The organism is Gordonia sp. OPL2 (genome assembly GCF_003797825.1).
Lineage (GTDB): Bacteria > Actinomycetota > Actinomycetes > Mycobacteriales > Mycobacteriaceae > Gordonia.
In genome coordinates this window covers 16,987-43,033 of record NZ_RKME01000021.1, presented here as the reverse complement: position 1 = coordinate 43,033, position 26,047 = coordinate 16,987, and the positions used below count along the sequence as shown (strand labels likewise).

The window sequence follows — 26,047 nt, the reverse complement described above, 5'->3', positions numbered from 1 at the left end:
CAACGCCTTTGGCTTCTCAGCCCGCGGGGGCCGGGGCCGGGGCGTTCGAGGTCGGGGCGCCCGACGGTGTCGCAGGTGCGCTCACCTGGTCCGGGTCACCCTTGATCGCCGACATACCGGTCCAGGACGACCAGTCGAAGATCCAGTCGAAGATGTCGCCGTCGGCCTCCGACAGCGCGATGCGCGTGCCGGTCACCTCGACCGGATCGCCGTAGATCGCCGACTCGAAGTACCGCTGCGCGTTCTCCAGCGACAAGTTGATGCACCCGTTGGTGACGTTCGACGATCCCTGCACGCCAACGGTTTCCGGGTTCGCATGGATGAACTCGCCGTTGTTCGAGATACGCACGGCGAACCGCTCGCGGATGTTGAAGTACCCCGCGGCGGGGTTGCTCATGAAGAAGTCCTCGTACTTCTCGGTCACCACGTGGATGCCCGATCGCGTGACGTTGCGATCGAGATCTCCCCCGCCGTAGCTGCACGGCAGGGTCATCAACACGCCGCCGTCACGGACGACGACGATCTGATGCGACGACGCCTCGGCCTTGACGATCTGTGAGCGTCCGATGGTGAAGTCGCTCGTGACGTCGGCCGCTCCGTAGGCACCGTCGCCGTGGTCCACGCCGTAGAGCTTGGCGTCCATGTGCACGGTGGTGCCGGGCTTGTAGTACTCCTTGGTGCGCCAGTGCGCGCGGGAACCGTTGTCCTCGCCGAGCCACGCCCAGGCGCCCTCGGTCGGCGGGTCGGTGGTGACCTTGAGGGCCTTCTCGACGGCTTCCTTGTCCTGGACTGTGTCGTTGAACTTCAGGATGATCGGCGCGGCGATCCCGACCTCCTGACCGTCCCCGATGTTGACGACGACGTTCATCTGCGACTTCGGCGAGAGCGTCGTGAAGGAACCGCTGATGGGGGTGGAGACGCGGTCGAAGCCGACCGCGCTGCCCTGCCAGGTGTACTGGGACCCGTAACCGAGCGGCTCGGTGATGGTGAACGTCTTCTGGTCGTCCGACATCGTGCCCGCGACGGCCTTGCCGCTCGCGTTGAGCAGTTTGACGTCGGGGTTGAGCTGGCCGTTCTCCGCCCGAACCGACACGGTGGCGGTGGGATTGGGCGCGTCCTCGGAGTCCAGGGCGGGCGTGTAGACGATGGAGACGGTCGGCGACTTCGGCTTCCCGTCCTCGGTCGTCGTGCCGCCACGCGAACATGCCGCGGCGGCGAGGCCGACGGCACCGAGTCCGGCAGCGGTCAGCATGGACCGGCGGGTGAGAGGGGGATTCGCACTCATAACGTCTCCAGCGTACCGATCTGAACGCCCCGAAACCGTTCTGCCAGCTGTGATGTGTCTCGGCAGTCAGTCGAATGACTGCCCGGCCACCTCAGCCCGGGATGTGCACACGCTCGCCGTCGTGGTCGAAGATCGACACGATCTCGGCCGGGCCGTCGACGGCAGTCATGCCATGCGGGACCATCGTCGAGAACTCCGCCGCCTGCCCCGGTGGCACCAGGATCACCCGATCGCCGAGATAGAGCCGAATCGTCCCGGAGATCACGGTGAACCACTCACGACCAGGGTGGACGCCGAGATGCTCGGGATCGACACGATGCTCCGGGGTCACCCGCATCTTCGCGACGATCACCCCACCGGGCGTGTTGTCGCGGGACAGCTTCCACACCGTCATCCCCGACGACGAGTGCGGCTCGGGCCGGATCACGACGTCGTCGTCACCGACGGGTTCGACGAGCTGGTCGAGCGAGGTCCCCAGGGCGCGGGCGATCGGGACGAGCTGATCGAGCGCCACCCGGCGATGTCCGGTCTCGATGCGACTGAGGGTCGACGGGCTCAGGAAACACCGGGCGGCCATCGAGTCCAATGTCCATCCCTTGGCCATGCGGAGGCCGCGAATCCGTTGACGAACGACCGCATCGATTTCTTGCTCCATACGCAAGAGTGTATGCGCTCTGCGCATTAGATGGCTACCGTGGACCTCATGGCACACACGCACCACGCCCCCGACGACGCGAGCCACAGCGACGCGCATCACCATCACGCCCACTCCCCGCACCCGCACGGCACTCTCGGACACGAACAGCCCGACGCCGGATCGATGGCGACCCTCCTCGACCTCGACGCCGCGGTGACCGGCCACTATCTCGACGACGTCGCCGGCCGGATCGAGGCACTCGTCACGCGGCCCACACGCGTCATCGATCTGGGTTCGGGCACCGGCACCGGCACCTTGGCCTTGGCACGCCGATTCCCCACCGCGCAGATCGTCGCCCTGGACAACTCGACCGAACTGCTCGAGCGTGTGGCGACGGCCGCGTCCCGCGACGGCATCGACGACCGGGTGCGCACCGTCACCGCCGACCTCGACCACGCGCTGCCCGCCGAGGTGATCGACGTCGACATCGCGTGGGCGTCGTCGACCATGCACCACTTCGCCGACCCCGGAGCCCTGCTGTCGTCGACCTTCGCGGCGATGCGCCCGGGTGGCGTGCTGGCGGTCGTCGAGATCGACGAATTGCCCACGTTCCTGCCCGCCGACACCGCCGAGGGCGAGGTGGAGCGCCGCCTGCGCGCGAGCGCCAACGCCCGTCACTGGAATGCGCATCCGGATTGGTCGTCGACCATCACCGACGCCGGATTCGAGCTCGTCGACACCATCGACGTCGTCACCCACATCGACAACCCGCCTCACGCGGCCCGCGACTACGCCGCGCTGTGGATCGGGCGTGCCCGCAATGGCCTGGCCGACGAGATCACCGACGACGATCGCACCGTCCTCGATCGCCTGCTCGGGGACGGCCCGACCTCCGTGTCCGCACGCGACGACCTCGTCGTCGACGCCCGACGGGTCGCCTGGCTGGCCCGCAGGCCGGCCTGATCCACGATCACTCGAAAGGAAATCCTATGAGCACCAACAGCTTCGACGTCGCCATCATCGGTGGCGGACCCGCAGGCCTGAGCGCCTCCACGACTCTCGCACGCTCCCGCCGGTCGGTCGTCGTCATCGACGCCGGCTCCCCACGAAACGCCCCGGCCGAAGGAGCCCACAACGTCCTCGGTCATGAGGGCATCGGACCGCTGGAACTCCTCGAGCGCGGTCGCGCGGAGGCACAGGCGTACGGAGTACAGATCCGCACCGGCGAGGTCGTCGACGCTGCGCGGTCCGACGACGGCCGCTTCTCGTTGACGCTCGCCGACGGCACGGTCATCGACGCGCGTCGTATCCTGCTCGCCTCCGGCCTCGTCGACGAACTGCCTGATGTCCCAGGGGTGGCAGACCTGTGGGGTTCGACCGTCTTGCACTGCCCGTACTGCCACGGATGGGAGGTCCGTGGGCAGCGGATCGGCATCCTGGCGACCAGTCCGATGTCGGTCCACCAGACCCTGATGTTCCGCCAGCTCAGCGACGACGTGACCTTCCTGGCACATGACGTCGAACTCGGGGCCGACGAGGCAGAGCAGTTCTCGGCGCTCGATATCCGTGTCGTCGACGGTCCTGTCGATCACCTCGACAGTGTCGACGGCGCGCTGCGCGCAGTCGTGCTGTCCGACGGCTCGGAGGTCGAGCTGGACGCGGTCGTCGTCGCACCGCGATTCGTCGTCCGGTCCGCACTGTTCACCCGGCTCGGCGGCACCCTCGCCGATCATCCGATGGGCGGACAGTATGTCGCGACCGGTCTGATGGGGATGACCGATCTCCCCGGTGTGTGGGCGGCGGGAAACGTGGCCGACCTGGCCGCGACGGTCGCCGTCTCGATGGGTGCCGGAGTCAGTGCGGGAGCCGCCATCAACGCCGACCTCATCGCCGAGGACACCCGCGCAGCCGTCGACGCGAGACGGACGCGAGTCGACGCCTGAGCAGGGCCGCAAGGGTCAGTCAGTCCGGGAAGCCGTCGAGCACCGCGCGCGAGCCCGACAGCCCCAGGCGGGTCGCGCCGGCCGCGATCAGTTCGGCGGCGAACTCCGCCGTCCGGATACCGCCGCTGGCCTTGACCCCGACGCGGTCGCCGACGGCCGCGCGCATGAGACGAACGGCCTGAACGCTCGCCCCGCCCGACGGATGGAACCCGGTGGAGGTCTTCACGAATGCGGCCCCGGCCTGCGCCGCCCGCCTGGCGACCTCGGTGACCGTCTCGGGTCCGGCGAACTCCAGCAGCGCGGCGGATTCGATGATGACCTTGAGCACGGCGTCGTCGCCGACGGCCTCCCGGACGGTCAGCACGTCGGCGAAGACCTCGTCGAACCGGCCGTCGATCGCTGCACCCACGTCGATCACCATGTCCACCTCGTGGGCGCCGGTGTCGACCGCCAGGCGGGCCTCGGCGGCCTTGACCAGCGAATGATGCTTACCCGACGGGAACCCGGCGACCACGCACGTCTTCTGCGCCCCGGTGTCGATCGGCAGCATCGACGGCGACAGGCAGACCGCGTACACGCCGAGGTCGGCCGCCTCGGCGGCGGTGGCCTCGGCGGCCGATCGGGTGGCCTCCGGCTTGAGTAGCGTGTGGTCGACGATGGCCGCGACGTCGCGGCGGGTCAGGTCGGTGGTGATCACACAGACGAGCTTGGCACACTGGCTGTCGTGCCAGTACCAGAGACGACCCGCGCCGACGCCACCGCGACCGACGCTGCCCGATCCGACACTGCCCCGTCCGACACTGCCCGATCCGACGACGCCGACCGTCGCTATGTCCTGACGCTCGGGTGTCCGGACCGCACCGGCATCGTCGCCCGGATCTCGGGATTCCTCGCCGAGATCGGCGGCTGGATCACCGAGGCCGGGTACCACTCCGATCCCGAGACCGGGTGGTTCTTCACGCGGCAGACCGTCCGCGCCGGGTCGGTTGCGATGGATGTGGACGAGATGCGCGCACGCTTCGCCGCCGAGGTCGCGGCCGAACTCGGCGACGGCACCGAATGGCGGCTCACCGACACCGGGGCCCCGAAGTCGGTGGTCCTGCTGGTCAGCAAAGAGACCCACTGCCTCGTGGACCTGTTGGGACGGGCGCATCGCGGCGAACTGCCGGCCACCGTGTCAGCGGTCGTCGGCAACCATCGCGACCTGGAGGATCTGGTCACCCGGTTCGACGTGCCGTTCCATCACGTCCCGTTCCCGGCGGGCGAGAAGGGCGTGGCGTTCGAGGAACTCGCTCGCGTCGTCGACGGCTACTCACCCGATGCGGTGGTGCTGGCACGCTTCATGCAGATCCTCCCGCCGCAGCTCTGCGACACGTGGGCGGGACGCGCGATCAACATCCATCACAGCTTCCTGCCGAGTTTCATCGGCGCGCGGCCCTACCACCAGGCCTTCGCGCGAGGAGTGAAACTGATCGGCGCGACATGCCATTACGTGACCGCCGACCTCGACGCCGGGCCGATCATCGAGCAGGACGTGATCCGCGTCGATCACAGTGACGCCGTCGCCGACATGGTGCGTCAGGGCCGCGACATCGAGACCCTCGTGTTGTCGCGCGGGTTGCGCTGGCATCTCGAGGACCGGGTGCTCGTGCACGGACGAAAGACAGTCGTCTTCAGCTGAGGCGCACAGGATTTCAGTATGAGGTCGTGATCCGTAGCGGCCACGGCAACTGGGTGGCGAAGTCACCGACGTGGACGCTCGCCTCGTATCCGCCGGCCATCAATCGCAACGTGGTGACCGTACGGTCCTCGTGGACGATCCAATAGTGCGGGATACCCGCGTCGGCGTACTCACTGCTCTTCGTCACGCGATCGGTCCGCCGAGATCCCGGCGAGACGACCTCGACAGCCAGGATCACCTGATCGGCGGTGATCATCGAGTCGTCGTCCGTCGCGAGCCGACAGATCAGATCCGGTACCCGCACCGTGGCCGGTGTGCTCGGGTCGACGACGACGTCCACCTCCACCAATACCTCGACACCGTCGGGAAGTTGGTCGGCCAGCTGTCTCGCGAGGCCGAGCACGGTACGCGCGTGCGCCGGGCTCGGCCGCGGCGCCACTACCCGCACCCCTTCCTGCAATTCGACGTGGCCACCCTGGTCCTCGCCGAGCGCCCACCAGTCACGCAGCGAGAGCAGATGCGGACGGGTGGGGTGGGCCATGGCCGTAGTGTAATGCCTTCCGACCTGGAGGGAGACGTCCTCGTCAGCGGATCGTGTAGACGAGCCCGAGCCCGTCGCGGGCGAGATCGGTCATGAATTCCTGTGCGCGATTGAGGAATTCGTTCGTGTAGTCCGCGCTCGAGTGCGGAACGATCTTCTTGATGGCTGCGTCGTCCGCGGGCTCGACCAGGATGATGTCGGCGGCCACTTCCTTGACCACATCCGGCGGGAGCACGTGCACGAAGCCGAGGTGTGCTCCATACGGGCCGATCTGGGTCACGTTGCCCTTGACCAGTTCCAGGGAGATCCGCGGAGCCAACTTCTCATCGTGGACGGTGAAGACGAATTGCAGCTCTCGCCATGCCTTGTCGAGGTAGAGCATCCGGGGTCGCTCGTCGGCAGGACCCCAGGCGTCCGCGAACGGATCGTCGGAGAGGAACGGATACGGGTCATGGCGGGCCGCCGCGACATCGTCGGGCCGGAGCGGATAGGCATAGTAGCGAATTCCCATGCCGCCGAGGGTGTCACGGTTGGTAGCTGCTCAACCGCCGCAGCCACGGCCTGTGGATGGACGAGTGACCCATCCACAGACCGGCTCTGTCTTCGCTCCGCTGCCAGAACACCCGACGGCCGACAGGGATCGACGTGCGTTCAGAAGTCGAAACCGCCGAAGTCGCCGCCGCCGTCGAAGAATCCGCCGCCGTCGCCACCGCCGCCGTCGAAGAAGCCTCCGCCGTCGCCGCCGCCGTCACCGCCGGCATCTCCGCCCATGTCGCCACCGGCATCGCCGCCGTCGCCGCCCTCGATGGCCCCGGCGTCCGATCCGTCACCGGCACCGCTCTCGAAGGCGTTCGCGTCGTAGTTGACGCCCGCCATGCCCGAGAACATCGCCGAGAACAGGAACATCGAGCCGATGCCCCACGCGCCGGCCACGAGCGCCGGCTTCCACCACGGCTCGGAATACCAGCCTGCGGGAACGGGGCGCCCGGCCACGCGGCCGCCGGGATAGTAGTTGGGGGTCCGGTCCGACGGTCCGGGCGACGCCTCGATCTGACGTCCCTCGAAGTCGACGGTGCGGTCCTCGGTGACAGCTCCGGCACTCTTCTGCCCGTCGAGTTCCGGGATGGCCGGGCCGGGATCGAGGTTCATCGCCGACCGTGCGGCACGGATGTAGTACAGACCCTCGATGGCGGTCTGCTTGGCCAGTCGGGCCTGGGCAGGCGACGTGGCCTGCTCGATCTGGGACCCGGCCGCGGTGTAACGCTCACCCGCGTCGGCCAGGGCCTGCTTGGATGCCGGGCCGTCGCCGACCAGCATGAACACCTGGCCACCGAGACGTTCGATCGCCTGGCGCGCGTCGGCCTTGGCGTCGTCGAGTGATCGGGCGGCGTTGGCCCCCGACCGCTGCTGCGACACCACGATGACGCCGACGACGATCACGACCACGAGAGCGATCAGGATCAGTGCGCTCATCTTCTCCTCCGTTGTGGGTACACCTCACCTGTCCCCTCGGGCGCCCGTCGGGCGATCCCGGCAAGACCGGCAAAATCGGACATCCCCCAGCGTACCGGCGATTCCGCGGAGACCGCGGGGTCGACGATCGGCGCAGGTGGACGGACACCGCTCACACGGAAGGTGGGCGCGGTGTCGGCTAGGCGGCCGAGCACTCCCCCGATCCGCCGGTGACCTGACCGCTGAGCGCGACGTCACGGCCGTCGACGGCGAAGTCGACACCCTGATCGGTCACCTTGAGGTCGGTCACGGTGACGTCGTCGAAGAAGGAACCGAGCATCGAGCCGGACACCTGGTCGACGACCTGCTGCGCGTAGTCGGCCGGGATACCGAAGATGAACGCGTTGGCCTTGACGACCTCGAAGCGCACGCGACCGTCCTGCAGCACCGGTTTGATGGTGGTCGACACCGGGATCGGCAGGAAGGCGAGCTGGACCGCGGAGTCGACCTGGATGGTTCCCTCGGCGGCGTTGCCGGTCACGGACTCGATGGTCGCGCCCTGCATCAGTCCGGAGGCTCCCTCGCCCCCTCCGTTGCCGGACGACGACGCACCCGTCTGTGCCGTCTTGCTCATCGCGACGATGCGCTCGAACGGCACATACCCGGAACCGACGAGTGAGCGGATGCTCGACTGGTCGCCGTCTTCGTGGATGCCCTCGGCGCGCGCATGCAGACGCATCTGGCCCGGCTGGTCGACGGTGTCGACCTGGACGAACGGGATGTCGTTGCCGAATCCCTGCAGCAGCATCGGTTTCCGGCTCAGCGACACATTGGTCTCGGTGCCGGTGAGTTCGGTGAACGCGCTCTCCATGCAGTCGGTGGCCTTGTTGCGCAGATACAGTTCGCTGCCGACCGCGGCGATCACGAGGACCAGCACGACGGCGGCTGCGATCGCACCGATGATCTTCCCGCGGCTGCGGCGCGACGGCGAGGTCGAGACGACACCCGGCTGTCCGCCGGCATGCGCGCCCGGCGGGATCGGTGCGAATCCGTCGTCGTGGCCGAACTGTGCGGTCTGCCCCGGGTCCTGGAACTGCGCGGTGTCGGTTCGACCCACCTGCGAATAGGCGCGCGGAGACTCCTCGGTCGGTGTCGCCGTACCCATCCGCTCGGTGTTCAACTTCTCGGTCGCGTCGGTGGCGTCACCGCTCCATGCCGCCTGCGCGTCCGGACCGGACTGCTGGTCGGCCTGGCCGGGCTGCCCGGGCTGCGCACCGTCGGCCGGGCTTTCCGGCTTCTCGTCACCGGCGGGATTCTTGTTGGCGTTCTCGCTGTCTTCGGTCATGTCGTGAGGTCCTCAGCTGGTCAAAGGTTCCGAGGCCTGTCGAATAGGCCGTTGATTGGTCAGCACGGCAAGAGCCGCTCGTGCCTTCTCCACTGCGCGGACGTCGACCTCGTGGACTCCGAGGTGCACGCCTTCGTCGTATGCGGCGACCACGCTACCGAAGGGATCTGTGAGTTGGCTGTGACCTGTTCCGGTGGGCGCGGACGACTCTCGCACCGATTCGTCGACCGGTACCGCCTGGCCGACGGCCGCGACGAACGTCGTGGAATCCAGGGCACGGGCGGTCGCGAGAACCTCCCACTGATGCACCTTGCCGGGACCCGCTCCCCACGACGCGGGCACCACGATGACCGCTGCACCCCGCGCCGCGAGTTCGGTGAACAGCGCCGGGAACCGGATGTCGTAGCAGGTCGCCACCCCGACGGTCGTGCAGCCGACGTCGAAGGTCACCGGCTCGGCGCCGGGCGCGACCGTGCGTGACTCGGCGAATCCGAAGGCGTCATAGAGGTGGATCTTGTCGTAGGAGCCGATGGTGCCGTCGGCCCCGGCGATCACGAGCGTGTTGCGCACTCGGTCACCGTCGGGGGTGAACATCCCGGCCACGACGGTCAACCCATGTCGCGCGGCGATCGCTCCGACCCCGGTCGCCCAGGGGCCGTCGAGCGGCTCGGCGACCGGGCCGAGCGGGACCCCGAACCGGCACATCGTCGCCTCGGGGAACACCACGAGGTCGGCGCCGCCGGCCGCGGCCTCGGCGGTCGCGTTCTCCACGATCTCCAGGTTCGCGGTCGGATCGGTGCCCGAGCTGATCTGCGCCATCGCAATTCGCATGCGATCCAGCGTAGTGAGCGATGTCGCCGTGACAAGGGCCTCCTGCGCCGTCGGCGTGGGTGATGTCAGCGGGGTGCGACCGCCGACCACGGCACGGTGAGGATGTTGTCGACGGTGCGTCCGCGCGGGATCGCGACGTCGACGCCCCGGTCGCGCACGAGGGTCAGCGCGTGACGCCAGCGCAGGCGTGGCCCGTAGGCCGCGTGCGTGGCGGCGACGTCCCAGCATCGGTCGGCCAGCACGAGCAGGTCGTGGATGCGTTCGCCGTCGACGTTGCGGTGGATGAGGGCCTTGGGCAGTCGCTCGGCCAGGTCGGAGGGGCGGTCGCTGTGCTCCGGCGCCCAGCACAGGGTCAGGCTGCGCGGGCCGTCGGCGTCGAGCACGATCCAGCAGCAGCGACGACCGATCTCGTCGCAGGTGCCCTCGACGATGAGGCCCCCGGTCGCCAGGGCGGAACGCATCTGCGTCCAGGCGGCGTCGACCTCGGATTCGTCGTATTGCCGCAACACGTTGAAGGCTCGCACCAGGTGGGGTGTCAGTCCGGCCATCTCGAAGCCACCGAGGGCGAACCGCACGCCGTCGACGTCGTCGACCACCCGGTCCGGATCGATCTCCAGGCCGATCATCTGTAACCCGGGGTTGACCCGGCGGAGCCGACGGGCCATCTCGACGGCGGTGTCGGGGCGCGCTCCGTAGCCGAGATCGACGACGACGGGATGGGCGACGTCGGTCAATGCACGGTGGATCGCGGGGTCGTGTGCCATCCAACGATCCACCCGCCGCAACCGGTTGATGTTGGTGGTGCCGCGGGTGATGCGGCCGGCCGGTGCGGGCCGGCGGGCTCGGTTCAGAGGTTCTTCTTCACCCAGTCGGCCGCGTACTCGGCCTCGGCGCGGAACAGGTCGACGAGGTTGACCAGCATCAGCTGTTCGAGCTTGCCGTTGACGAACGGGATGAAGACCTTGACCTCGGTGGTCTTGCGGATGGTGCACCCGGTGTCGGTGGGGAACAGTTCCTGCCAACCGTTCAGGCTGCCCGGCCCGGCCGGGATGGAGGCGTTGTAGGTGCCCTTGGTGTTGTCGGCGTCGAACACACCGAACGACTCCTCGCGCGTGATGACCATGTCCTTCTTGAGGACGGTCTGTGCGAGCGGCGGCAGCTGATCACGACCGATGGTCTGCTTGAGGACGACCCGCATGCCGGTCTCGTCGGAGACGAAGGAATCGACCTCGCAGTGCGGCGAGATCATCTGGAAGCCCGCCATCATGTCATCCCAGTACTGCTTGGTGTTCTGCGCCGTGTAGAGCGTCTCCGCGGGATGGGTGAAGCGCGCCGAATAGCTGAGCCGTCGTGCCATGGCGACCAGGCTACGTTACCGATTCGTGTCCTCCCAAGTCGCTGATGCTCCACCACCCGACCCCTGAGGAGACGCGGAGCCTGCGGAGCGTCGTCACGAAGGGTGCGCGGCCTCCCACGCGATCGTCTGGTCACGCTCGGAATCGAGGAGTTCGACGAGTTGGTCGATGATGGCCTTCTCGATCTTGCCGCCGACGAACGGCACGCTGACCTCGACGTCGGCCTCGTACGTCGTCGTCGCAGGGTCACCGCTGGTCACCAGGGTGCCGTTCACCTTGGCGGGTGCTCCCGCGACGGTGGCGACGATCTCGCCGGTGATCTGATCGCCGGCGAGGGTGAAGGTGCTGCGGCGCGGGATCTCGAGATCGCCGGGGCGCACCTTGGTGACGATGGAGGGCAGCTTCTCCTCGGGCACACCCTGCTGCATGGTGACCGTGATCGTGTCCTCGCCTGCCGCGAACGATTCGAGCTTGCCGTGGCTGGAGTTGATCGCCTCGAGGAGATCGCGCCAATACTGTTCGGTCGACAGGACCTGCCAGAGTCGGGGTACCGAGATCGGATAGGACACCGCGTGTTCCATCTTGCTGGCCATGAGGGGAGAGTACCGGAGCGCCTGCACACCAGGCCCGGTGTGTGAGCCGTTCGGTGCGTCTACGGTTACACGGGTGACCGACTCAGGCCTCGACCGCGCCACCGCACCGGACCAGGACACGCGCCTGGCCGCACTGACGACCCTGCGCCTCGGTGGTCCGGCCCGGGCGATCGTCCGCTGCGGCGATACCCGGACCCTGGTCGATCAGATCACCGAACTCGACGACGTCGGCGAGCGGACGCTCGTGATCGGCGGTGGGTCGAATCTCGTCATCGCCGACGAGGGGTTCGACGGGACAGCCGTGGTGATCGAGAGTGCACATGTCGACTTCGGCACGGGACGCGAGTCCGGTCGACCGCACGTGACCGCCGACGCGGGCGTGAACTGGGATGAACTCGTGGCCGCCACCCTTGACGCGGGTTTCGGTGGGCTGGAATGCCTTTCCGGAATTCCCGGCGCGGCCGGGGCGACACCGGTGCAGAACGTCGGCGCCTACGGCGTCGAGGTCGCCGACCTGCTCCGCAGCGTCCAGGTGCTCGATCGACGTGCAGGCGTGCTGCGGTGGGTGTCGCCGGGCGAGCTCGGCCTGGGCTACCGCACGAGCACCCTCAAACACCGCGACGATCATGTGGTGGTCGCGGTCTCCTTCTGGCTCAACGACTCCCGGACGAGTCAGCCGCTGCGCTACCGCGAGCTGTCGTCGGCGCTGGGCATCGAACCCGGCGAGCGGACCGACGCCGTCCGGGTGCGGGAGCAGGTGCTGGCGTTGCGCGGCGGCAAGGGCATGGTGCTCGACGCCGACGACAACGACACCTGGAGTGCCGGATCGTTCTTCACCAACCCGATCCTGCCCCCCGACGACGCGTCGGATGTGTTGTCGCGTATCCGGGATCGGATCGGGTCCGACATCACCGTCCCCACCTATCCGGCCGACGGCGGGGTCAAGCTGTCGGCGGGATGGCTGATCGAACGCGCCGGGTACGCACGCGGCTATCCCGGGCCGTCGTCACCGGTGCGACTCTCCACCAAACACACACTCGCCCTGACGAATCGGGGTGAGGCCACCACCGACGAGCTGCTCGACCTCGCCCGTGACGTGCGTGACGGCGTCCGTCAGGCGTTCGGCGTCTCCCTGCACCCGGAGCCGGTGCTGGTCAACTGTTCGCTGTAGACGTCGCCGGACTCGACAGCGCGTCGTCCGAGCGGCGGGTGTCGGCGAGTACGCCGTCGAGCAACTCGTTGTAGCGGACGTCGGCCTCGATGCTCGACATGTGTCCGATACCGTCGAGGATCACCAGGTCGCGAAGATTTCCGTTGCGTCGCAGCACATCTGCCATCTGCTGGGCATGCACCGGCGGGGTGAGCCGGTCGTCGGTGCCGACGACGACCGTCGTCGGGACCGAGAGCGCCTCGAGACCGGCGGTGACGTCGAGCTTGCCCATAGCCGATCCCCAGCCCGCGCGGGAGCGGGGCGGGCACGCCATGATCATCTCGTCGACAAAATCCACATGCGCCTTGCGGGCGTTGGGTCCGAGCGCGATGTAGTGCGAGAGCCACGATCCGCGGTTCGTCCGCGGCAGCGGTAGCGGCACCGACGTGACGAGCTTGCCGACGGTCGCCTCGAACGGTTTCGTGTAGCGCGGCAGGTCGACCGGGATGAGCAGATGATTCTGCATCACCGCCTTGGCGGCGGTCGAGGTGAGGACCACCTCGGACACGAGGGTGCCGACCTTCTCCGGATGCTGGGCGGCCCACGACATGATCGTCATGCCACCCATGCTGTGGCCGACGAGGACCGCACGACGCCCTTCCGGCACGACCTCCGACAACACCGCGTCGAGGTCCTGCCCGAGCATCGCGATGGTCGGGCGTGCGCGACCGAGGTCGCTGCCGCCGTGTCCGCGCTGGTCGTAGGCGACGACCTGTCGCGTCGACGCCAGGTGATTGATCTGGGGATACCAGTAGGCGATGTTGCAGGTCCAGCCGTGGACCATCACGACGATGTCGTCGTCGGAGCCCGAATCCACCGAGCCGTCGTCGGACGGGCCGTACTGCTCGACGTTGAGGTGCGCACCGTCGACGGTCTGCACCCGGCTGCGGCGCGGCTCGTCGGCGGGCACCGTCAGCAGGTCGTCGGGCCCGTCGTCGACGGCACGCTCGGCGCGGAACGCCGCACGGACCATCCCCGCGAAGATGGTCCCCATACCCACCGCGACGATGCCGACGCCGACGGCGGCTGCCGCACCCGATGCGGTGGTCGCCATCCGGCGTCCCGCCGATCGGGCCACCTTCTGTTTCCGGTTCTGTCGTGTTGTCATCGCTCCCCCTTGTGTCCGGGTCTCAGTCGGACCGGTCCCCCACGGTTCGTACGTCGTCGGTGTCGTCACCGACGTCCTGCCGGCCGGCATCCACCCCGTCGATGCCGGTGCCCACATCTGCGTCGTCAGCTCCGGCGTCCTCGGGTGTCGACGCGTCGAAGTAGGTGCTGGCCTCGCCGATGGCCGCCGAGATCTGTTTGTCGAACGCGGTGCGGAACGTCGACTCGACGATCTCGTGCGCCATCGGACGCACGGTCTGGATCAGCTCGGCCATCTTGCTGACCTGCTCTTCACCCAGATCGGGCAGCTTCTCGTCGAAGTACTTGTCGGTGATGATCGAGACGAAGCTGCGCGCGACGTCCTCGAGGTCGTCCTGCACGCGGACCCAGCGGTCGAGCAGCATGTCGATGTCGATACCCGCCTTGACCAGGGTCTCGGCGCCTTCGAGGAGCTCGGGATTGCGGATGGCGTAGTGGGCGCCGTCCTTCGCGAGCAGTCCGAGCTTCTGGCTCAAGGCGATCGACCGGTCGCTGGCGTTGAGCGTCTTGCGTAGCTCGGTGATGGTGATGGTGGCCGCACGTTTGAAGTTGCGGAAGCGACCGCTCTTCGGTGCGCCCCGGAAGATCTGTTCCACTCGCATGCCGTGGTGGGCGGCGTGCAGGAGCTCACTGATCGTCGCGAACGTGTAGCCGCGTTCGAGCATGCGGGAGATCAGGTTCAGGCGGACCAGGTGCTCGTCGGAGTACCACCCGGTGCGCCCCCGGATCGTCGGCGGCGGCAACAGTCCGCGGTCCTGATAGACGCGGATGTTGCGCACACTGACCCCGGACGCCTGTGCCAGGTCGTTGATCCGATACTCGGCCACTTCGCCAGTGTATTCACGTCGGATCTCCCGCCCCAACGGACCGCGCCGAAGGAGGCGTCGGTCACGCCCGCTTGCTGAACCAGCGCTTGCCCTGGATGTCGTCGACCCGCGGGCGCACATCCACCAGATAGACCAGCATCGCCACGACGCCGATCAGGCCGAGGAAGTTCACCGCACCGAACAGCCAGATGAACAGGGTCGCGACGGCGAGAATCGACACCCAGATGACCTTGCTCTGCCGGTCGACGGCCGGGAACGCGTCGGACCGTTGCAGCGCGGCATGCACCAGGGCCACCGCGGACGCGACACCTGCGACCACCGTGAGGAGGAGCAGGATCAGATTCTGCCCGTAGGCCATGACACTCAGGAGATCCACGACACCAGCTTAGACATGTCCGTCATGGCCGCGATCCGGGCGAAGTGGTCACGTGGTGGGACCTGGCGACTTCTTCGCAGGTGCCTTCTTCGCAGGTGCCTTCTTCGCAGCTGTCTTCTTCGCGGCCGCCTTGTTCGCAGCCGTCTTCTTCGCGGCTGTCTTCTTCGCAGGGGTCTTCTTGGCAGCAGCTTTCTTCGCGGCGGCCTTCTCCGCAGGCCGCTGGACGGCGGCAGCCTTCTTCGCCGGAGCTTTCTTGGCAGCAGCTTTCTTCGCGGGCGCCTTCTTGGCAGCAGCCTTCTTCGCGGGCGCCTTCTTGGCCGGCACCTTCTTCGCGGGGGCCGTCTTCGCTGCAGCCTTCGTCGCTGCCGCCGTCGTCGCCGGCGTCTTGCGTGCGGGTTCGAGCGTGACCTCGTCGGGCTTGCCCGAGGTCAGACCGGCCAGCACAGCGGCCCGCTCGCCGACGGCACGTGTCTGCTCGGAGATGGTGCCCAGCGCGTCCTCGGTGAGTCCGACCGCGTCGTTGTACACCTTTTCCAGCTTGGGCAGGTTCTCTTCGACGATCGGCTGTGCCTTGAGCTTCTCGACGGCCTCCTCCCCACGTTCGGACAGCGCGGTGAGCAAGCCTGCCGCGACGGCCAGATAGGCCTCGGCGACCTTGCGCAGTTCCTCGGGACTGAACCGCGTGAACAGGTCGTCGATCTCGTCCGGCAGTTCGACGGGCAGCGCGGAGAGTTTCGTACGCGCGTCCTCGAACACCGCCAATGCCGCTCCGCGGGTCTCGTCGACGCGGGTCTGTGCCCTGTTCTGCGCCTCGCCGAGGCGCTTCTGGGCTTCCTCGCCGACAGCCTCACCTCGGGCGCGTAGGTCGTTGAGAAGTGCGGTGACTTGTTCGATGACGGTGGTCAGGGGGTTGTCGGGCATGGATTCACTCCTCGACGTCGGCGTTTTCTCTTCGGAACGACTCGTAGATCTCGAGCAGCATCTGTTTCTGCCGCTCGCTGATCGATCCGTCCGCGAGCAAGGCGTCACGAACCGGACTGGCCGGGCGTTCCTCGAGAATCCCGGCACGCACGTAGAGCACTTCCGCGGACAGTCGCAGGCCCTTGGCGATCTGGGCGAGAACGTCCGCCGAGGGCTTGCGGAGTCCGCGTTCGATCTGGCTGAGATACGGGTTGCTGACCCCCGCACGTTCGGCCAGTTGTCGCAGGGACACCTCGGCGGCGACCCGCTGGGAACGGATGAACGCACCGATGTCCTGGACGGCATCCTGGGCGGCGTTCGCAACGGCCTCGACCGGTCCGTTCGAACTGCCGTCGTCGTCATCCGACGGCTCGGTGCCGTCGACGCGGTCGGGCAGGTCGTTCTCGTCCGGTTCCATCACACTCCCGTTGAAGTTCCTGGTGACCAGTATCTGCGGGTGTGCTAACAGGTGCAAGCAGGCTGCTAACCGAATATGAGAACGGACACCGTGTAGATCGTGAGTCCGGCCAGTGCACCCACCACGGTGCCGTTGATCCGGATGAACTGCAGATCGCGTCCGACCTGCAGTTCGATCTTGCGACTGGTGTCGTCGGCGTCCCAGCCGCGCACGGTCTCGGTGATGACCGAGATGATCTCCTGGGAGTAGTTGACGGCGACGTGCCGGGCGGCGCGGGCCACCCACCCGTTCATCTTCTCCTGCAGCGGGCGGTCGTCGCGGATTCGGGTGGCGAGCTGGATCACCGCGTCCGACAACGAGTTCCGCAGGGTGCTGTTCGGATCGGTGAGCATCTGTTCGATGACCGCCTTGCCCGTCTTCCATGCGGTCGACGCCGCGTCCGAGACCTCGTCGCGCCCGATGAGTTCCTGCTTGATGGATTCGAACCGTTCGATCATCGCGGGGTCGTGCTGCAGGTCGTCGGCGAACTGCTCGACGAACTGGTGCATCGAACGCCGGAACTGATGGTCCGGGTCGGTCCGCACCTTGTAGGTGAAGTCGACGAGCTCGCGGTAGATCTTGTCGCCCAGCAGGGCATTGACGAACTTGGGTTTCCACGTCGGCCCGACATCCTGGTCGACGACGCGGTCGATGAGCTCCTGGCTGCCGAGCGCCCACTCGTGGGCTCGGTCGCAGGCCAGCTGGAACACCGGCTCGAGCCGGTCCTCGGCGATCAGCTGCTCGAGGATGCGCCCGAGCGGCTGCGCCCATTCCGGTTCGCCGGCCCACTTGATGGCGTACATGATGAGCTTCTCGACGTCCTCGTCGCGCAGCATCTCGGCGGCGAGGGAGATCATCCGGGTGGCTTCGTCGGACACCCGCGGTGCGTTCGCGGGATCGGCCAGCCAGGTCGAGAGCCGTCGTGGCAGTTCGAGACTCGTGGCCCGATGCTCGATCACCTCGGGCGTCATGAAGTTCTCTTCGATGAAGCCGCCCAGCTGATCGCCGATGTCGTCCTTCTTCTTCCGGATCAGCGCGGTGTGCGGGATGGGCAGGCCGAGGGGATGCTTGAACAGCGCTGTGACGGCGAACCAGTCGGCGAGCGCGCCGACCATGCCGGCTTCCGACGCCGCCCGGACATAGCCGACCCAGGCGGCGACGTCGGTACCGTCGCGATGTTCGAGATAGCGGGTGAACAGATAGACCACCGCGGCGAAGAGCAGGAATCCTGTCGCGACGACCTTCATCCGGCGCAGGTCGCGACGACGCGCGACGTCGCCCGCTGTGTCGGCACCGAAGCCGAGTGAGGTCCGCGGCGGTTCGACCTCGGACGGCCGTTCCGGCTCACCGGATACGCCCGAAATGACTGTTGACGCCATTGGACCAGTTTTACCCGCCACCCACTACGCTAGCCAGGTGATGGCCAATCGCCCGAGTCCTGCCGCGGCAGCACGTGCCGCAGTGGCGGCCGCCACCAACGTGACCCGAGGCATCGAGCAGGCGTTGCTGAGCACCGTGACCGAGTCCGGGACGAAGCCCGACGGCCGTCGTCAGCGGTGGGAGAAGCACAAGGCCGCACGGCGTACCGAACTCACCGACGGCACCATGGACGCCGTCCGCAGCCTCGGCGCCGACGTCGGCATGGACGAGATCGCCGCGCACATCGGGGTGTCGAAGACCGTCCTCTATCGCTACTTCACCGACAAGAACGATCTCGGCATCGCCACCGCCGTGCGCTTCTTCGAGAAACACCTGCTGCCGCGGCTCACCGAGGCGATCACCGACGAGGTCGACGAGTACACCCTGACGCGCACCGTCATCGGCGTCTACGTGCAGGCCGTCGCCGACGAGCCCAATCTGTACAAGTTCGCCCTGACCGGTCAGCCGGCCGCAGCCGCGACCGCGGACTCGGAGAAACTGGTCGCGCAGTTGATGACCGGCGTGCTGGTGTTACGGATGACCGAACGCGACGCCGACATCTCGGGTGCCGAGGTGTGGTCGAACGCGTTGGTCGGCGGCATCCAGCGCGCGGTCGACTGGTGGATGACCGACCGCCCGATCCCGGTGGCCGCACTCATCGACTATCTGACGATGATGTCGTGGAGTTCCATCGTCGGGATCGCCGCGGTCAACGGCTCTCGTGAGGCGTTCACCGCCGACCCGCCGCCGCTACCGGAACCACCCGACGCCGGCGAGGATGCCGGCGACGACCACGGGGAGGCGTGATGGCGCGCACCGCGCTGGTGACCGGCGGCAGTCGGGGTGTCGGTCAGGGCGTGGCCCGTGCGCTCGTCGCCGACGGGTGGACCGTCTATGTGACGTCCCGCCGGGGCTCGGGCCCCGACGGCACCATCGCGCTGGCGTGCGATCACGCCGACGACGACGCCGTCGCCGGCGTCTTCGAGACGATCGGGCGCGACGCCGACGGCCTGGACCTTCTCGTCAACAACGCGTGGGCGTCCCCGGAGGGCTTCGGTGGATTCTCCGACACCTTCTGGGAACGGCCCGTCGACGACTGGGACACCCTGATCGGCGTCGGGTTGCGAGCGCACTACGTGGCGTCGGTGCATGCGGCCCGGCTGATGGTCCCGCGCGGTCGCGGGTTGATCGCCTCGATCTCATCGTTCGGCTCACGCGGACACCTGCATTCGGTGCTGTACGGCATGAGCAAGGCGGCCTTGGACAAGATGGCCTTCGACATGGGCCACGACCTCGACGGCACCGGGGTGACCGCGGTGTCGTTGTGGCTGGGCCTGATCCGCACCGAGCTGCTGCTCTCCCTGGGCATCGACGAGTTCGCCGGCTTCTCCCTGCAACGCGCCGAGGACCCCGAGTTCGTCGGTCGCGTGATCTCCGCTCTCGCAGACGATCCGGCCCTCGCCGACCACAACGGACGCACCCTGGTCACCGCCGAACTCGGGGCGGGATACGGGATCACCAACAACGATGGGACTCCGCCGGACTCGCACCGTGAGGCCTTCGGCGGCGGCCCTCTCTTCCCGCCGGACGGTGGGCCCGCGAGGGCGATCAGCTGAGCTGATCATCGCCGCGACAAGGCCGCTCACACATCAGGAGGTTCGATCAGATGGGCAAGCACGATGCGGCACACGGCTGGACGACGCCGGCCGCCCGATCGCTGCGGGTCACCGAGACCGGATCGATCGCCGGGTTCGACCCGTCGTCCACACCGGGTTTCGACGGCGACAAGGTCCGCGGCGCCGAACTCCTCGTCGAACGCGGCGAGGCGCTCGCCGATCTCCAGGAGCTGCTCTACGCCAACGGCCGCGCGGGCGATCATCGTTCGGTTCTGCTGGTGTTGCAGGGCATGGACACCGCCGGGAAGGGCGGGATCGTCCGGCACGTCGGCGGCCTCGTCGATCCGCAGGGTCTCGCCATCCGTGGCTTCGGCAAGCCGACTCCCGAAGAGCTGCAGCACGATTTCCTGTGGCGAATCCACCGTGCCCTGCCGGCGGGTGGGCGCATCGGGATCTTCGATCGTTCCCACTACGAGGACGTGCTGCCGGTGCGGGTGCACAACCTTGTGCCACAGGCCGAGTGGGAGAAGCGCTACGAGATCATCAACCAGTTCGAGCGCGACCTCGTCGCGAACGGGACGACGATCATCAAGTGCGCCATGGTCGTGTCGAAGGCCGAGCAGAAGGCACGACTCACCGAGCGCCTCGACCGCCCCGACAAACACTGGAAGTACAACCCCGGCGACATCGACGAACGCGCTTTCTGGGACGAGTATCTCGAGGCCTATCAGGCGATCTTCGACCGCTGCGACTCCGACCGGGCGCCATGGTTCCTGATCCCCGCCGATCGCAAGTGGTTTGCCCGCCTCGCCGTATGCGAACTTCTCATCAGCGCCTTGGAGGGCCTCGAATTGGACTGGCCCAAGGCCGATTTCGACGTCGAGGTGGAGAAGCAACGGGTCGCCGCACTTCAGGAGTGAATCACCGCTCGGCATCCGCGTGCCGTCGACCGGAGTTGAGCACGCCATGGGCGACCAGCCCGATCACGAGCCCCCAGAAAGCGCCACCGATCCCGAAGAACGTGACCCCGGAGGCCGCCGCGATGAAGGTCAGTGCGGCCGGGACTCGGGTGTCGGCCGCGGTGAACGCGCCGACGATCGCGGCGGCGAAGGTGCCCAGGAGTGCCAGTCCCGCAACGGCTTCGATGAGGCCGCCGGGTGCGATGGTGGCGATGGTGACGAGCACACCGGACAGCACCGCCAGGACGAGATAGCTGAACCCGGCGGTGACCGCCGCCATCCATCGTCGTGATCGATCCGGGCCGGCCTCCTCCCCTGCGGACAGCGCCGCCGACAGCGCCGCGAGGTTGATCGCGTGACCGCCGAACGGTGCGGCCAGCAGGGTACCCACCCCGGTGACGGTCATCGCCGCTCGCCAGGGGGTGACGTAGCCGAACGACGACAGCACCGCGACACCGGGGATGTTCTGCGACGCCATGGTGACGATGAACAGGGGCACACCGATACCGATGACGGCCGCGGCGTCGAACTCGGGAACGGTGATCGCGAGTGTCGGCGTCCAGGTCGCCGACGACACGTCGGCCCCGGCGATCGCCACATGGATGCCGATCGCCACGAGCGCGGTCAGCAGCGCGAGCGGCAACGCCCACCGTGGCGCCCATCGCGTCGCGACCAGCCAGATCACCAACACGGGTAAGGCCAGCGCCGGCGCTTCCACGAGTGACCGCATCGGCGCCAGACACAAAGTCAGGAGCACGCCGGCGAGCATCGCCTGCGCGATCGGCGTCGGGATTCGGGAGATCGCCTCCCCCAGTGCCGGCACCAGGCCGGTCACGACGATCAGCACGCCGACGACGAGGAACGCCCCGACTGCGGCCGGCCAGCCCGCGTGATAGGACGCACCCATGCTGACCAGCATCGCGGCTCCCGGGGTCGACCAGGCGAGGGTGATCGGGGCGCGGGTCCGCACGCTCAACACGACGATCCCGAGACCGAAGACCACCGTCAACGCCAGCAGGCCCGATGCCGCCTGCTCAGCGGTCGCCCCGACCGCCCGCAGACCGGCGATGACCACGGCGAACGACGACGTGAAACCGACGAGAGCGGTCACGATGCCCGCGACGATCGGCTGCCCGCGGCGCGTGTGTGCTGTGATGGTCACCCGGGCCACCCTACCGCAACCGTTCTGTAAACAGAACGCGTAACAGAACGCCTAGTACGTTTGCGGGTCGACACCGACATGGAAGCGAGCACACGTGACGGTCGAGGAGCGACGCCGAGCCGTCGGCAGCCGGATCGCGACGATCCGTGGCGATCGCGGCATGTCGCTGTCGGAGCTCGCCCGCCGGGCCGGGATCGGCAAGGGGTCGTTGTCCGAGATCGAGTCCGGACAACGCAACCCGACACTCGACACCCTCTACGCGGTGGCCGGCCCGCTCGGTGTGCCGCTGACCGCATTGCTCGGCGAGGCCGCGGGCACCGAGGGCAGCGGCGAGTTCCTGCATGCGCAGATCCTGCATGTCGAACACCATGACGACGGCGCCACCACCGAGGTCGTCTGGTTACGCATCCTGCCCGGCGGGGTGCGCACGTCCCCGCCGCACGGACCCGGCGTCGTCGAGCACGTCCACGTGGTGACCGGAGATCTGCGCGCGGGCCCCGCCGGAGCCGAACAGGCTGCCGCCCAGGGTGACTCGCTGCAGTGGATCAGCGACCGCGAGCACACCTATCGCAGCACGGCCGGTGCGACGGCGGTCCTGACGATCCACTCCCCGCCCGTCTGAGTCCCGGCCTCATCCCGCAAAGCACCACGAAACGACTCGGTCCCGCTCACCGTGTGTGGTGAACGGGACCGAAAGCCGTTGACGAAGCGTCGAACTCAGATCAGCTGGTCGCCTTCTTGGCCGGCGCCTTCTTGGCGGGGGCCTTCTTGGCCGGAGCCTTCTTGGCGGCGGTGATCTTCTTCGCCGGCGACGCCTTGGCGGTGCGACCCTTGGCCTCGACAGTGCCTGCAGCGCCATCGATCTCGGATGCAGCGTCGGCGGCTTCGGACTTGATGGTCTGGCCCGCCTGCTCGATGTCGGCGGCGACGTCCTCGACGCGGCTGCTCACGCGGCCGGTCAGTTTCGCGGCACGCTCCCCGACGAGGCGGGTCTGCGACGACACGACGCCGAGGGTGTCCTCGGTGAGGTCGACGGCGTCGTTGTACACCTTCTCCGCACGGTCCAGGTTCTCCTGCACCAGCGGCTGCTGACGCAGACGCTCGACGGTCTCCTCGCCGCGCTCGGCGAGCGAGTTGTAGAACCCGGTGGCCGACTCGAGGTAGCCCTCGGCGACCTTGCGCAGCTCATCGCTGTTCAACTTGCCGCGGAGGTCCTCGATCTGCGCCGGGACGTCCTCGGGCAGGGCGTTGAGGCGGGTCCGGGCCTCGTCGAGACGCGCCTGCGCATCGCCGCGCGTCTGCTCGAGGCGGGCCTGCGCGGTCTCGGTCGCGGACTCGGTCCGCTCACGCAGCTGCGCGACGATGTCGTTGAACTGCGCGACGACGTAGTCGCCGGCACCGACAGCCGCATAGATCGGGTTGGCCAGGGTACGGGTGGATTCACTCACAGCGAACTCCTCCAAGATAGATTGTGTGCGGTCGATTCTGCGGTCATCGCATCGACAGTTACCAAAAATGTTGCGGCACAATAACCATCGGATGATCACCCCTCGGATCATCCGGTGCAGCCGGTGTCGGTACCGATGGCGCGTCGAGCCATTTCTGTGGTTCCGACACCCAGTATCCACGTTCTGCTAACAAATGCAAGCATTCTGCTAGCGCAGGTGGCACATGTCACCTGGAGTTGATCTGCTGTCTACACGCACGACAAACGCCCACCGCCGTCGTCCGCGTGAGAGAGCACCACGCGGGTTCAGTCGTGGGAGCCGTTCTCGGCGTGCCGGTAGAAGCCCTGACCGGTCTTCGTCCCGAGTCGACCGGCCTCCACCATGCGCAACAGCAGCGGCGGCGGCGAGTAGAGAGGTTCCTTGAACTCCTCGTACATCTTGTCGGCGATCGCCTTGACGGTGTCGAGCCCGACCAGGTCGGCGAGTTTCAACGGGCCCATCGGGTGGGCGCATCCGAGCACCATCGCCTTGTCGACGTCCTCGACGTCGGCAAAGCCGCTCTCCACCATGCGGATCGCGGACAGCAGGTAGGGCACCAGCAGTGCGTTGACGACGAAGCCGGATCGGTCGGCGGAGCGCACGACCTGCTTGCCGAGCACATCGTGCGCAAAGGTCTCCGCGCGCTCACTGACGTCGTCGGAGGTCATCAGGGTGGTGACGACCTCGACGAGGGGCAGCACGGGTACGGGGTTGAAGAAGTGCATGCCGATGACCCGGTGCGCATTCTGGGTTGCCATGCCCAGCTTCATGATCGGGATCGACGAGGTGTTCGACGCGAGGACGGCGCCGGGATCGGTGACGACCTTGTCGAGGTCGGCGAAGATCCGCGTCTTGACCGCCTCGTCCTCGACGACGGCCTCGCAGACGAGTTGCCGATCGGCGAAGTCGCCGAGATCGGAGGTGAAACGGAGGCGCCAGGCCGCCTGTTCGCGTTCGCGTTCGGTGAGTTTTCCGCTGGACACGCCGCGGTCGAGCGAGCGCAAGATGCGTGCACGGCCGGCGGCGGTGAGTTCCCGGCTCGCCTCGTAGACGAGGACATCGGTCTGCGCCCGCGCACAGACCTCGGCGATACCCGCCCCCATCTGACCGGCCCCCACCACGCCGACCCTGGCGATCTTCTCGCTGGTCACCGTCGACTCCTCAGATCAAAAGACTCACGCAACAACTGATCTCGCAAGAACATGGGTAACTCCCCGGGTACGAACAAAGCCCCTGATACGCCAGCAGGCGGCCCGCAGCGAAAGCCGCGGACCGCCTGACTGATTCGCCAAAGTCCCGTCAGAGGCGGGCCGGCCCAGCTCCTAGTGGAACTGACCCTCTTCGGTCGAGCCCTTGAGCGCGGTGGTCGAGCTCGTCGGGTCGACGGTGGTGGCGATGTTGTCGAAGTAACCGGCGCCGACCTCACGCTGGTGCTTGACCGCGGTGAAGCCACGCTCGTCGGCGGCCTTGAACTCACGGTTCTGCAGGTCGACGAAGGCGGTCATCTGCTCACGGGCGTAGCCGTAGGCCAGATCGAACATGCCGTAGTTGAGCGAGTGGAAGCCGGCCAGCGTGATGAACTGGAAGGTGAAGCCCATGGCGCCGAGTTCGTTCTGGAACTTGGCGATGGTGCTGTCGTCGAGGTGCTTGCTCCAGTTGAACGACGGGCTGCAGTTGTAGGACAGCAGCTGATCCGGGAACTCGGCCTTGACCGACTCGGCGAACTTGCGAGCCAGCTCGAGGTCCGGAGTACCGGTCTCCATCCAGATCATGTCGGCGTACGGCGCGTAGGACTTCGCACGTGCGATGCACGGCTCGATGCCGTTCTTGACGTGGTAGTAGCCCTCGGCGGTGCGCTCGCCGGTCACGAACTCCTTGTCGCGGTCGTCGACATCGGAGGTGATCAGTGTGGCGGCCTCGGCGTCGGTGCGGGCGATGACCACGGTCGGGACGCCGGCGACGTCGGCGGCCAGGCGCGCCGAGTTCAGGGTGCGGACGTGCTGCTGGGTGGGGATGAGCACCTTGCCACCGAGGTGGCCGCACTTCTTCTCCGAGGCGAGCTGATCCTCCCAGTGGGTACCGGCGGCACCCGCGGCGATCATGGCCTTCTGCAGCTCGTAGACGTTGAGGGCGCCACCGAAGCCGGCCTCGCCGTCGGCCACGATCGGCACGACCCAGTTGTCGACCGAGTCGTCACCCTCGACGCGGGCGATCTCGTCGGCGCGCAGCAGCGCGTTGTTGATGCGACGCACCACCGACGGCACCGAGTTGGCCGGGTAGAGCGACTGGTCGGGGTAGGTGTGGCCTGAGAGGTTGGCGTCACCGGCGACCTGCCACCCGGAGAGGTAGACGGCCTTGAGGCCGGCACGCACCTGCTGCACGGCCTGGTTACCGGTGAGCGCACCGAGTGCGTTGATGTAGCTGCCGTCGCCGGCGTTCACGCCCTCCCACAGGATCTCGGCGCCGCGACGAGCAAGGGTCTGCTCCTCGACGACCGAGCCCTGCAGCTGCTCGACCTGCTCGGCGGTGTAGTCGCGCTTGACGTTCTTCCAGCGCGGGTTGCTGTCCCAGTCCTGCTGGATCTCGGCGGCTGTGCGGGGCTTTCCGACGTTGCTCATTGCCTACTTCGCTTTCGTTGTCCTGCCTCGACCCGGTGGCGCCCGAGCCGATCTGCTGACTGACAGCGCCGTTGCATCCGTGACCGGACGCAAATTGTGCGAACAAATCATCGTTCTCCGGCGGCGTCTGACACAAGAGTGCCACAG

At 67.5% G+C, this 26,047-nt stretch carries 29 protein-coding genes and 1 pseudogene; 9 read left to right on the top strand and 21 right to left on the bottom strand.

Going from position 1 to position 26,047, the window contains the following annotated elements; translation table 11 throughout:
• Positions 1–16: 16 nt before the first annotated feature.
• Positions 17–1,285 carry an Ig-like domain-containing protein gene (locus EEB19_RS18415; protein ID WP_187588801.1) on the bottom strand — a complete coding sequence of 423 codons (1,269 nt, stop codon included), beginning with the start codon at positions 1,283–1,285 and terminating at the stop codon, positions 17–19.
• A 91-nt stretch (positions 1,286–1,376) separates the two neighbouring features.
• Positions 1,377–1,940, bottom strand: a complete 564-nt coding sequence (locus EEB19_RS18410; protein WP_187588800.1) for a helix-turn-helix domain-containing protein — start codon at positions 1,938–1,940, stop codon at positions 1,377–1,379.
• Between the two features lie 48 nt (positions 1,941–1,988).
• On the opposite strand from EEB19_RS18410, the gene EEB19_RS18405 reads away from it, so the two are divergent.
• Positions 1,989–2,885 carry a trans-aconitate 2-methyltransferase gene (locus EEB19_RS18405; RefSeq protein WP_187588799.1) on the top strand — a complete coding sequence of 299 codons (897 nt, stop codon included), beginning with the start codon at positions 1,989–1,991 and terminating at the stop codon, positions 2,883–2,885.
• Between the two features lie 26 nt (positions 2,886–2,911).
• On the top strand, positions 2,912–3,865 hold the full coding sequence (locus EEB19_RS18400; RefSeq protein WP_187588798.1) for an NAD(P)/FAD-dependent oxidoreductase: 954 nt from the start codon (positions 2,912–2,914) through the stop codon (positions 3,863–3,865).
• Between the two features lie 19 nt (positions 3,866–3,884).
• On the opposite strand, the gene deoC is transcribed toward EEB19_RS18400, so the two are convergent.
• Positions 3,885–4,562, bottom strand: a complete 678-nt coding sequence (gene deoC / locus EEB19_RS18395) for a deoxyribose-phosphate aldolase (RefSeq protein WP_187588797.1) — start codon at positions 4,560–4,562, stop codon at positions 3,885–3,887.
• 27 nt (positions 4,563–4,589) lie between these two features.
• On the opposite strand from deoC, the gene purU reads away from it, so the two are divergent.
• Complete coding sequence (gene purU / locus EEB19_RS18390; RefSeq protein WP_187588796.1) at positions 4,590–5,546, top strand: formyltetrahydrofolate deformylase; 957 nt, start codon at positions 4,590–4,592, stop codon at positions 5,544–5,546.
• 13 nt (positions 5,547–5,559) lie between these two features.
• Here the strand turns inward: purU and EEB19_RS18385 are convergent, their stop codons facing one another.
• The 8 genes from EEB19_RS18385 to EEB19_RS18350 all read right to left on the bottom strand — a co-directional run bounded on the left by EEB19_RS18385 (position 5,560) and on the right by EEB19_RS18350 (position 11,663).
• A complete protein-coding gene (locus tag EEB19_RS18385; protein ID WP_187588795.1) occupies positions 5,560–6,087 on the bottom strand; it encodes a Uma2 family endonuclease in 528 nt (175 codons plus the stop codon).
• A gap of 43 nt (positions 6,088–6,130) precedes the next feature.
• On the bottom strand, positions 6,131–6,598 hold the full coding sequence (locus EEB19_RS18380; protein WP_187588794.1) for a DUF1877 family protein: 468 nt from the start codon (positions 6,596–6,598) through the stop codon (positions 6,131–6,133).
• A gap of 140 nt (positions 6,599–6,738) precedes the next feature.
• Positions 6,739–7,560, bottom strand: coding sequence for a DUF1542 domain-containing protein (locus EEB19_RS18375; protein WP_187588793.1), 822 nt, complete (start codon positions 7,558–7,560; stop codon positions 6,739–6,741).
• A gap of 178 nt (positions 7,561–7,738) precedes the next feature.
• Positions 7,739–8,884 carry an LmeA family phospholipid-binding protein gene (locus tag EEB19_RS18370; RefSeq protein WP_187588792.1) on the bottom strand — a complete coding sequence of 382 codons (1,146 nt, stop codon included), beginning with the start codon at positions 8,882–8,884 and terminating at the stop codon, positions 7,739–7,741.
• A 12-nt stretch (positions 8,885–8,896) separates the two neighbouring features.
• Positions 8,897–9,715: a carbon-nitrogen hydrolase family protein gene (locus EEB19_RS18365; protein ID WP_187588791.1), complete on the bottom strand. Its 819-nt coding sequence runs from the start codon at positions 9,713–9,715 to the stop codon at positions 8,897–8,899.
• 65 nt (positions 9,716–9,780) lie between these two features.
• The gene (locus tag EEB19_RS18360; protein WP_187588858.1) at positions 9,781–10,530 is read right to left on the bottom strand and encodes a class I SAM-dependent methyltransferase; all 750 of its coding nucleotides are present in this window, start codon (positions 10,528–10,530) and stop codon (positions 9,781–9,783) included.
• A gap of 32 nt (positions 10,531–10,562) precedes the next feature.
• Positions 10,563–11,072 (bottom strand): DUF2505 domain-containing protein, encoded by a 510-nt coding sequence (locus EEB19_RS18355; protein ID WP_187588790.1) that lies wholly within the window; start codon positions 11,070–11,072, stop codon positions 10,563–10,565.
• A 93-nt stretch (positions 11,073–11,165) separates the two neighbouring features.
• Positions 11,166–11,663, bottom strand: coding sequence for a DUF2505 domain-containing protein (locus EEB19_RS18350; protein ID WP_187588789.1), 498 nt, complete (start codon positions 11,661–11,663; stop codon positions 11,166–11,168).
• Between the two features lie 73 nt (positions 11,664–11,736).
• Here EEB19_RS18350 and EEB19_RS18345 point away from each other — a divergent pair, with 73 nt between their 5' ends.
• The gene (locus EEB19_RS18345) at positions 11,737–12,834 is read left to right on the top strand and encodes a UDP-N-acetylmuramate dehydrogenase (protein WP_262365764.1); all 1,098 of its coding nucleotides are present in this window, start codon (positions 11,737–11,739) and stop codon (positions 12,832–12,834) included.
• On the opposite strand, the gene EEB19_RS18340 is transcribed toward EEB19_RS18345, so the two are convergent.
• On the bottom strand, positions 12,818–13,927 hold the full coding sequence (locus EEB19_RS18340) for an alpha/beta fold hydrolase (protein ID WP_187588857.1): 1,110 nt from the start codon (positions 13,925–13,927) through the stop codon (positions 12,818–12,820). The two genes, EEB19_RS18345 and EEB19_RS18340, sit on opposite strands and share 17 nt — an antisense overlap.
• Before the next feature lie 663 nt (positions 13,928–14,590).
• On the opposite strand from EEB19_RS18340, the gene EEB19_RS27210 reads away from it, so the two are divergent.
• Positions 14,591–14,653 (top strand): hypothetical protein, encoded by a 63-nt coding sequence (locus EEB19_RS27210; RefSeq protein WP_369074060.1) that lies wholly within the window; start codon positions 14,591–14,593, stop codon positions 14,651–14,653.
• Here EEB19_RS27210 and EEB19_RS27205 read toward each other — a convergent pair.
• From EEB19_RS27205 to EEB19_RS18315, 5 genes and pseudogenes are all read right to left on the bottom strand, one after another.
• Positions 14,646–14,966, bottom strand: a pseudogene (locus tag EEB19_RS27205) (MerR family transcriptional regulator); the annotation flags it as partial. The gene EEB19_RS27210 and the pseudogene EEB19_RS27205 sit on opposite strands and share 8 nt — an antisense overlap.
• The gene (locus tag EEB19_RS18330) at positions 14,908–15,204 is read right to left on the bottom strand and encodes a DUF2516 family protein (RefSeq protein ID WP_187588856.1); all 297 of its coding nucleotides are present in this window, start codon (positions 15,202–15,204) and stop codon (positions 14,908–14,910) included. The pseudogene EEB19_RS27205 and the gene EEB19_RS18330, both read right to left, overlap by 59 nt.
• A 66-nt stretch (positions 15,205–15,270) precedes the next feature.
• Complete coding sequence (locus EEB19_RS18325; protein WP_187588786.1) at positions 15,271–16,143, bottom strand: heparin-binding hemagglutinin; 873 nt, start codon at positions 16,141–16,143, stop codon at positions 15,271–15,273.
• A 4-nt stretch (positions 16,144–16,147) separates the two neighbouring features.
• Positions 16,148–16,600 (bottom strand): helix-turn-helix domain-containing protein, encoded by a 453-nt coding sequence (locus tag EEB19_RS18320; protein ID WP_262365763.1) that lies wholly within the window; start codon positions 16,598–16,600, stop codon positions 16,148–16,150.
• Positions 16,601–16,665: 65 nt separating this feature from the next.
• Positions 16,666–18,018, bottom strand: a complete 1,353-nt coding sequence (locus tag EEB19_RS18315; RefSeq protein WP_187588785.1) for a DUF445 domain-containing protein — start codon at positions 18,016–18,018, stop codon at positions 16,666–16,668.
• 40 nt (positions 18,019–18,058) lie between these two features.
• Here EEB19_RS18315 and EEB19_RS18310 point away from each other — a divergent pair, with 40 nt between their 5' ends.
• The 3 genes from EEB19_RS18310 to EEB19_RS18300 are packed head-to-tail and all read left to right on the top strand — an operon-like array spanning position 18,059 to position 20,594.
• A complete protein-coding gene (locus tag EEB19_RS18310; RefSeq protein WP_187588854.1) occupies positions 18,059–18,865 on the top strand; it encodes a TetR/AcrR family transcriptional regulator in 807 nt (268 codons plus the stop codon).
• A complete protein-coding gene (locus EEB19_RS18305; RefSeq protein WP_187588784.1) occupies positions 18,865–19,674 on the top strand; it encodes an SDR family NAD(P)-dependent oxidoreductase in 810 nt (269 codons plus the stop codon). The genes EEB19_RS18310 and EEB19_RS18305 overlap by 1 nt, the downstream gene beginning before the upstream one ends.
• A gap of 50 nt (positions 19,675–19,724) precedes the next feature.
• Positions 19,725–20,594, top strand: a complete 870-nt coding sequence (locus EEB19_RS18300; protein WP_187588783.1) for a polyphosphate kinase 2 family protein — start codon at positions 19,725–19,727, stop codon at positions 20,592–20,594.
• A gap of 1 nt (position 20,595) precedes the next feature.
• Here the strand turns inward: EEB19_RS18300 and EEB19_RS18295 are convergent, their stop codons facing one another.
• On the bottom strand, positions 20,596–21,795 hold the full coding sequence (locus tag EEB19_RS18295) for a benzoate/H(+) symporter BenE family transporter (protein ID WP_187588782.1): 1,200 nt from the start codon (positions 21,793–21,795) through the stop codon (positions 20,596–20,598).
• Between the two features lie 94 nt (positions 21,796–21,889).
• On the opposite strand from EEB19_RS18295, the gene EEB19_RS18290 reads away from it, so the two are divergent.
• Complete coding sequence (locus EEB19_RS18290; protein WP_187588781.1) at positions 21,890–22,417, top strand: helix-turn-helix domain-containing protein; 528 nt, start codon at positions 21,890–21,892, stop codon at positions 22,415–22,417.
• A 100-nt stretch (positions 22,418–22,517) separates the two neighbouring features.
• Here EEB19_RS18290 and EEB19_RS18285 read toward each other — a convergent pair whose 3' ends face one another.
• From EEB19_RS18285 to aceA, 3 genes are all read right to left on the bottom strand, one after another.
• A complete protein-coding gene (locus EEB19_RS18285; protein WP_187588780.1) occupies positions 22,518–23,243 on the bottom strand; it encodes a heparin-binding hemagglutinin in 726 nt (241 codons plus the stop codon).
• A 305-nt stretch (positions 23,244–23,548) separates the two neighbouring features.
• Positions 23,549–24,433, bottom strand: coding sequence for a 3-hydroxybutyryl-CoA dehydrogenase (locus EEB19_RS18280; protein ID WP_187588779.1), 885 nt, complete (start codon positions 24,431–24,433; stop codon positions 23,549–23,551).
• Between the two features lie 171 nt (positions 24,434–24,604).
• Positions 24,605–25,900: an isocitrate lyase gene (gene aceA, locus EEB19_RS18275; protein ID WP_187588778.1), complete on the bottom strand. Its 1,296-nt coding sequence runs from the start codon at positions 25,898–25,900 to the stop codon at positions 24,605–24,607.
• Positions 25,901–26,047: the final 147 nt, after the last annotated feature.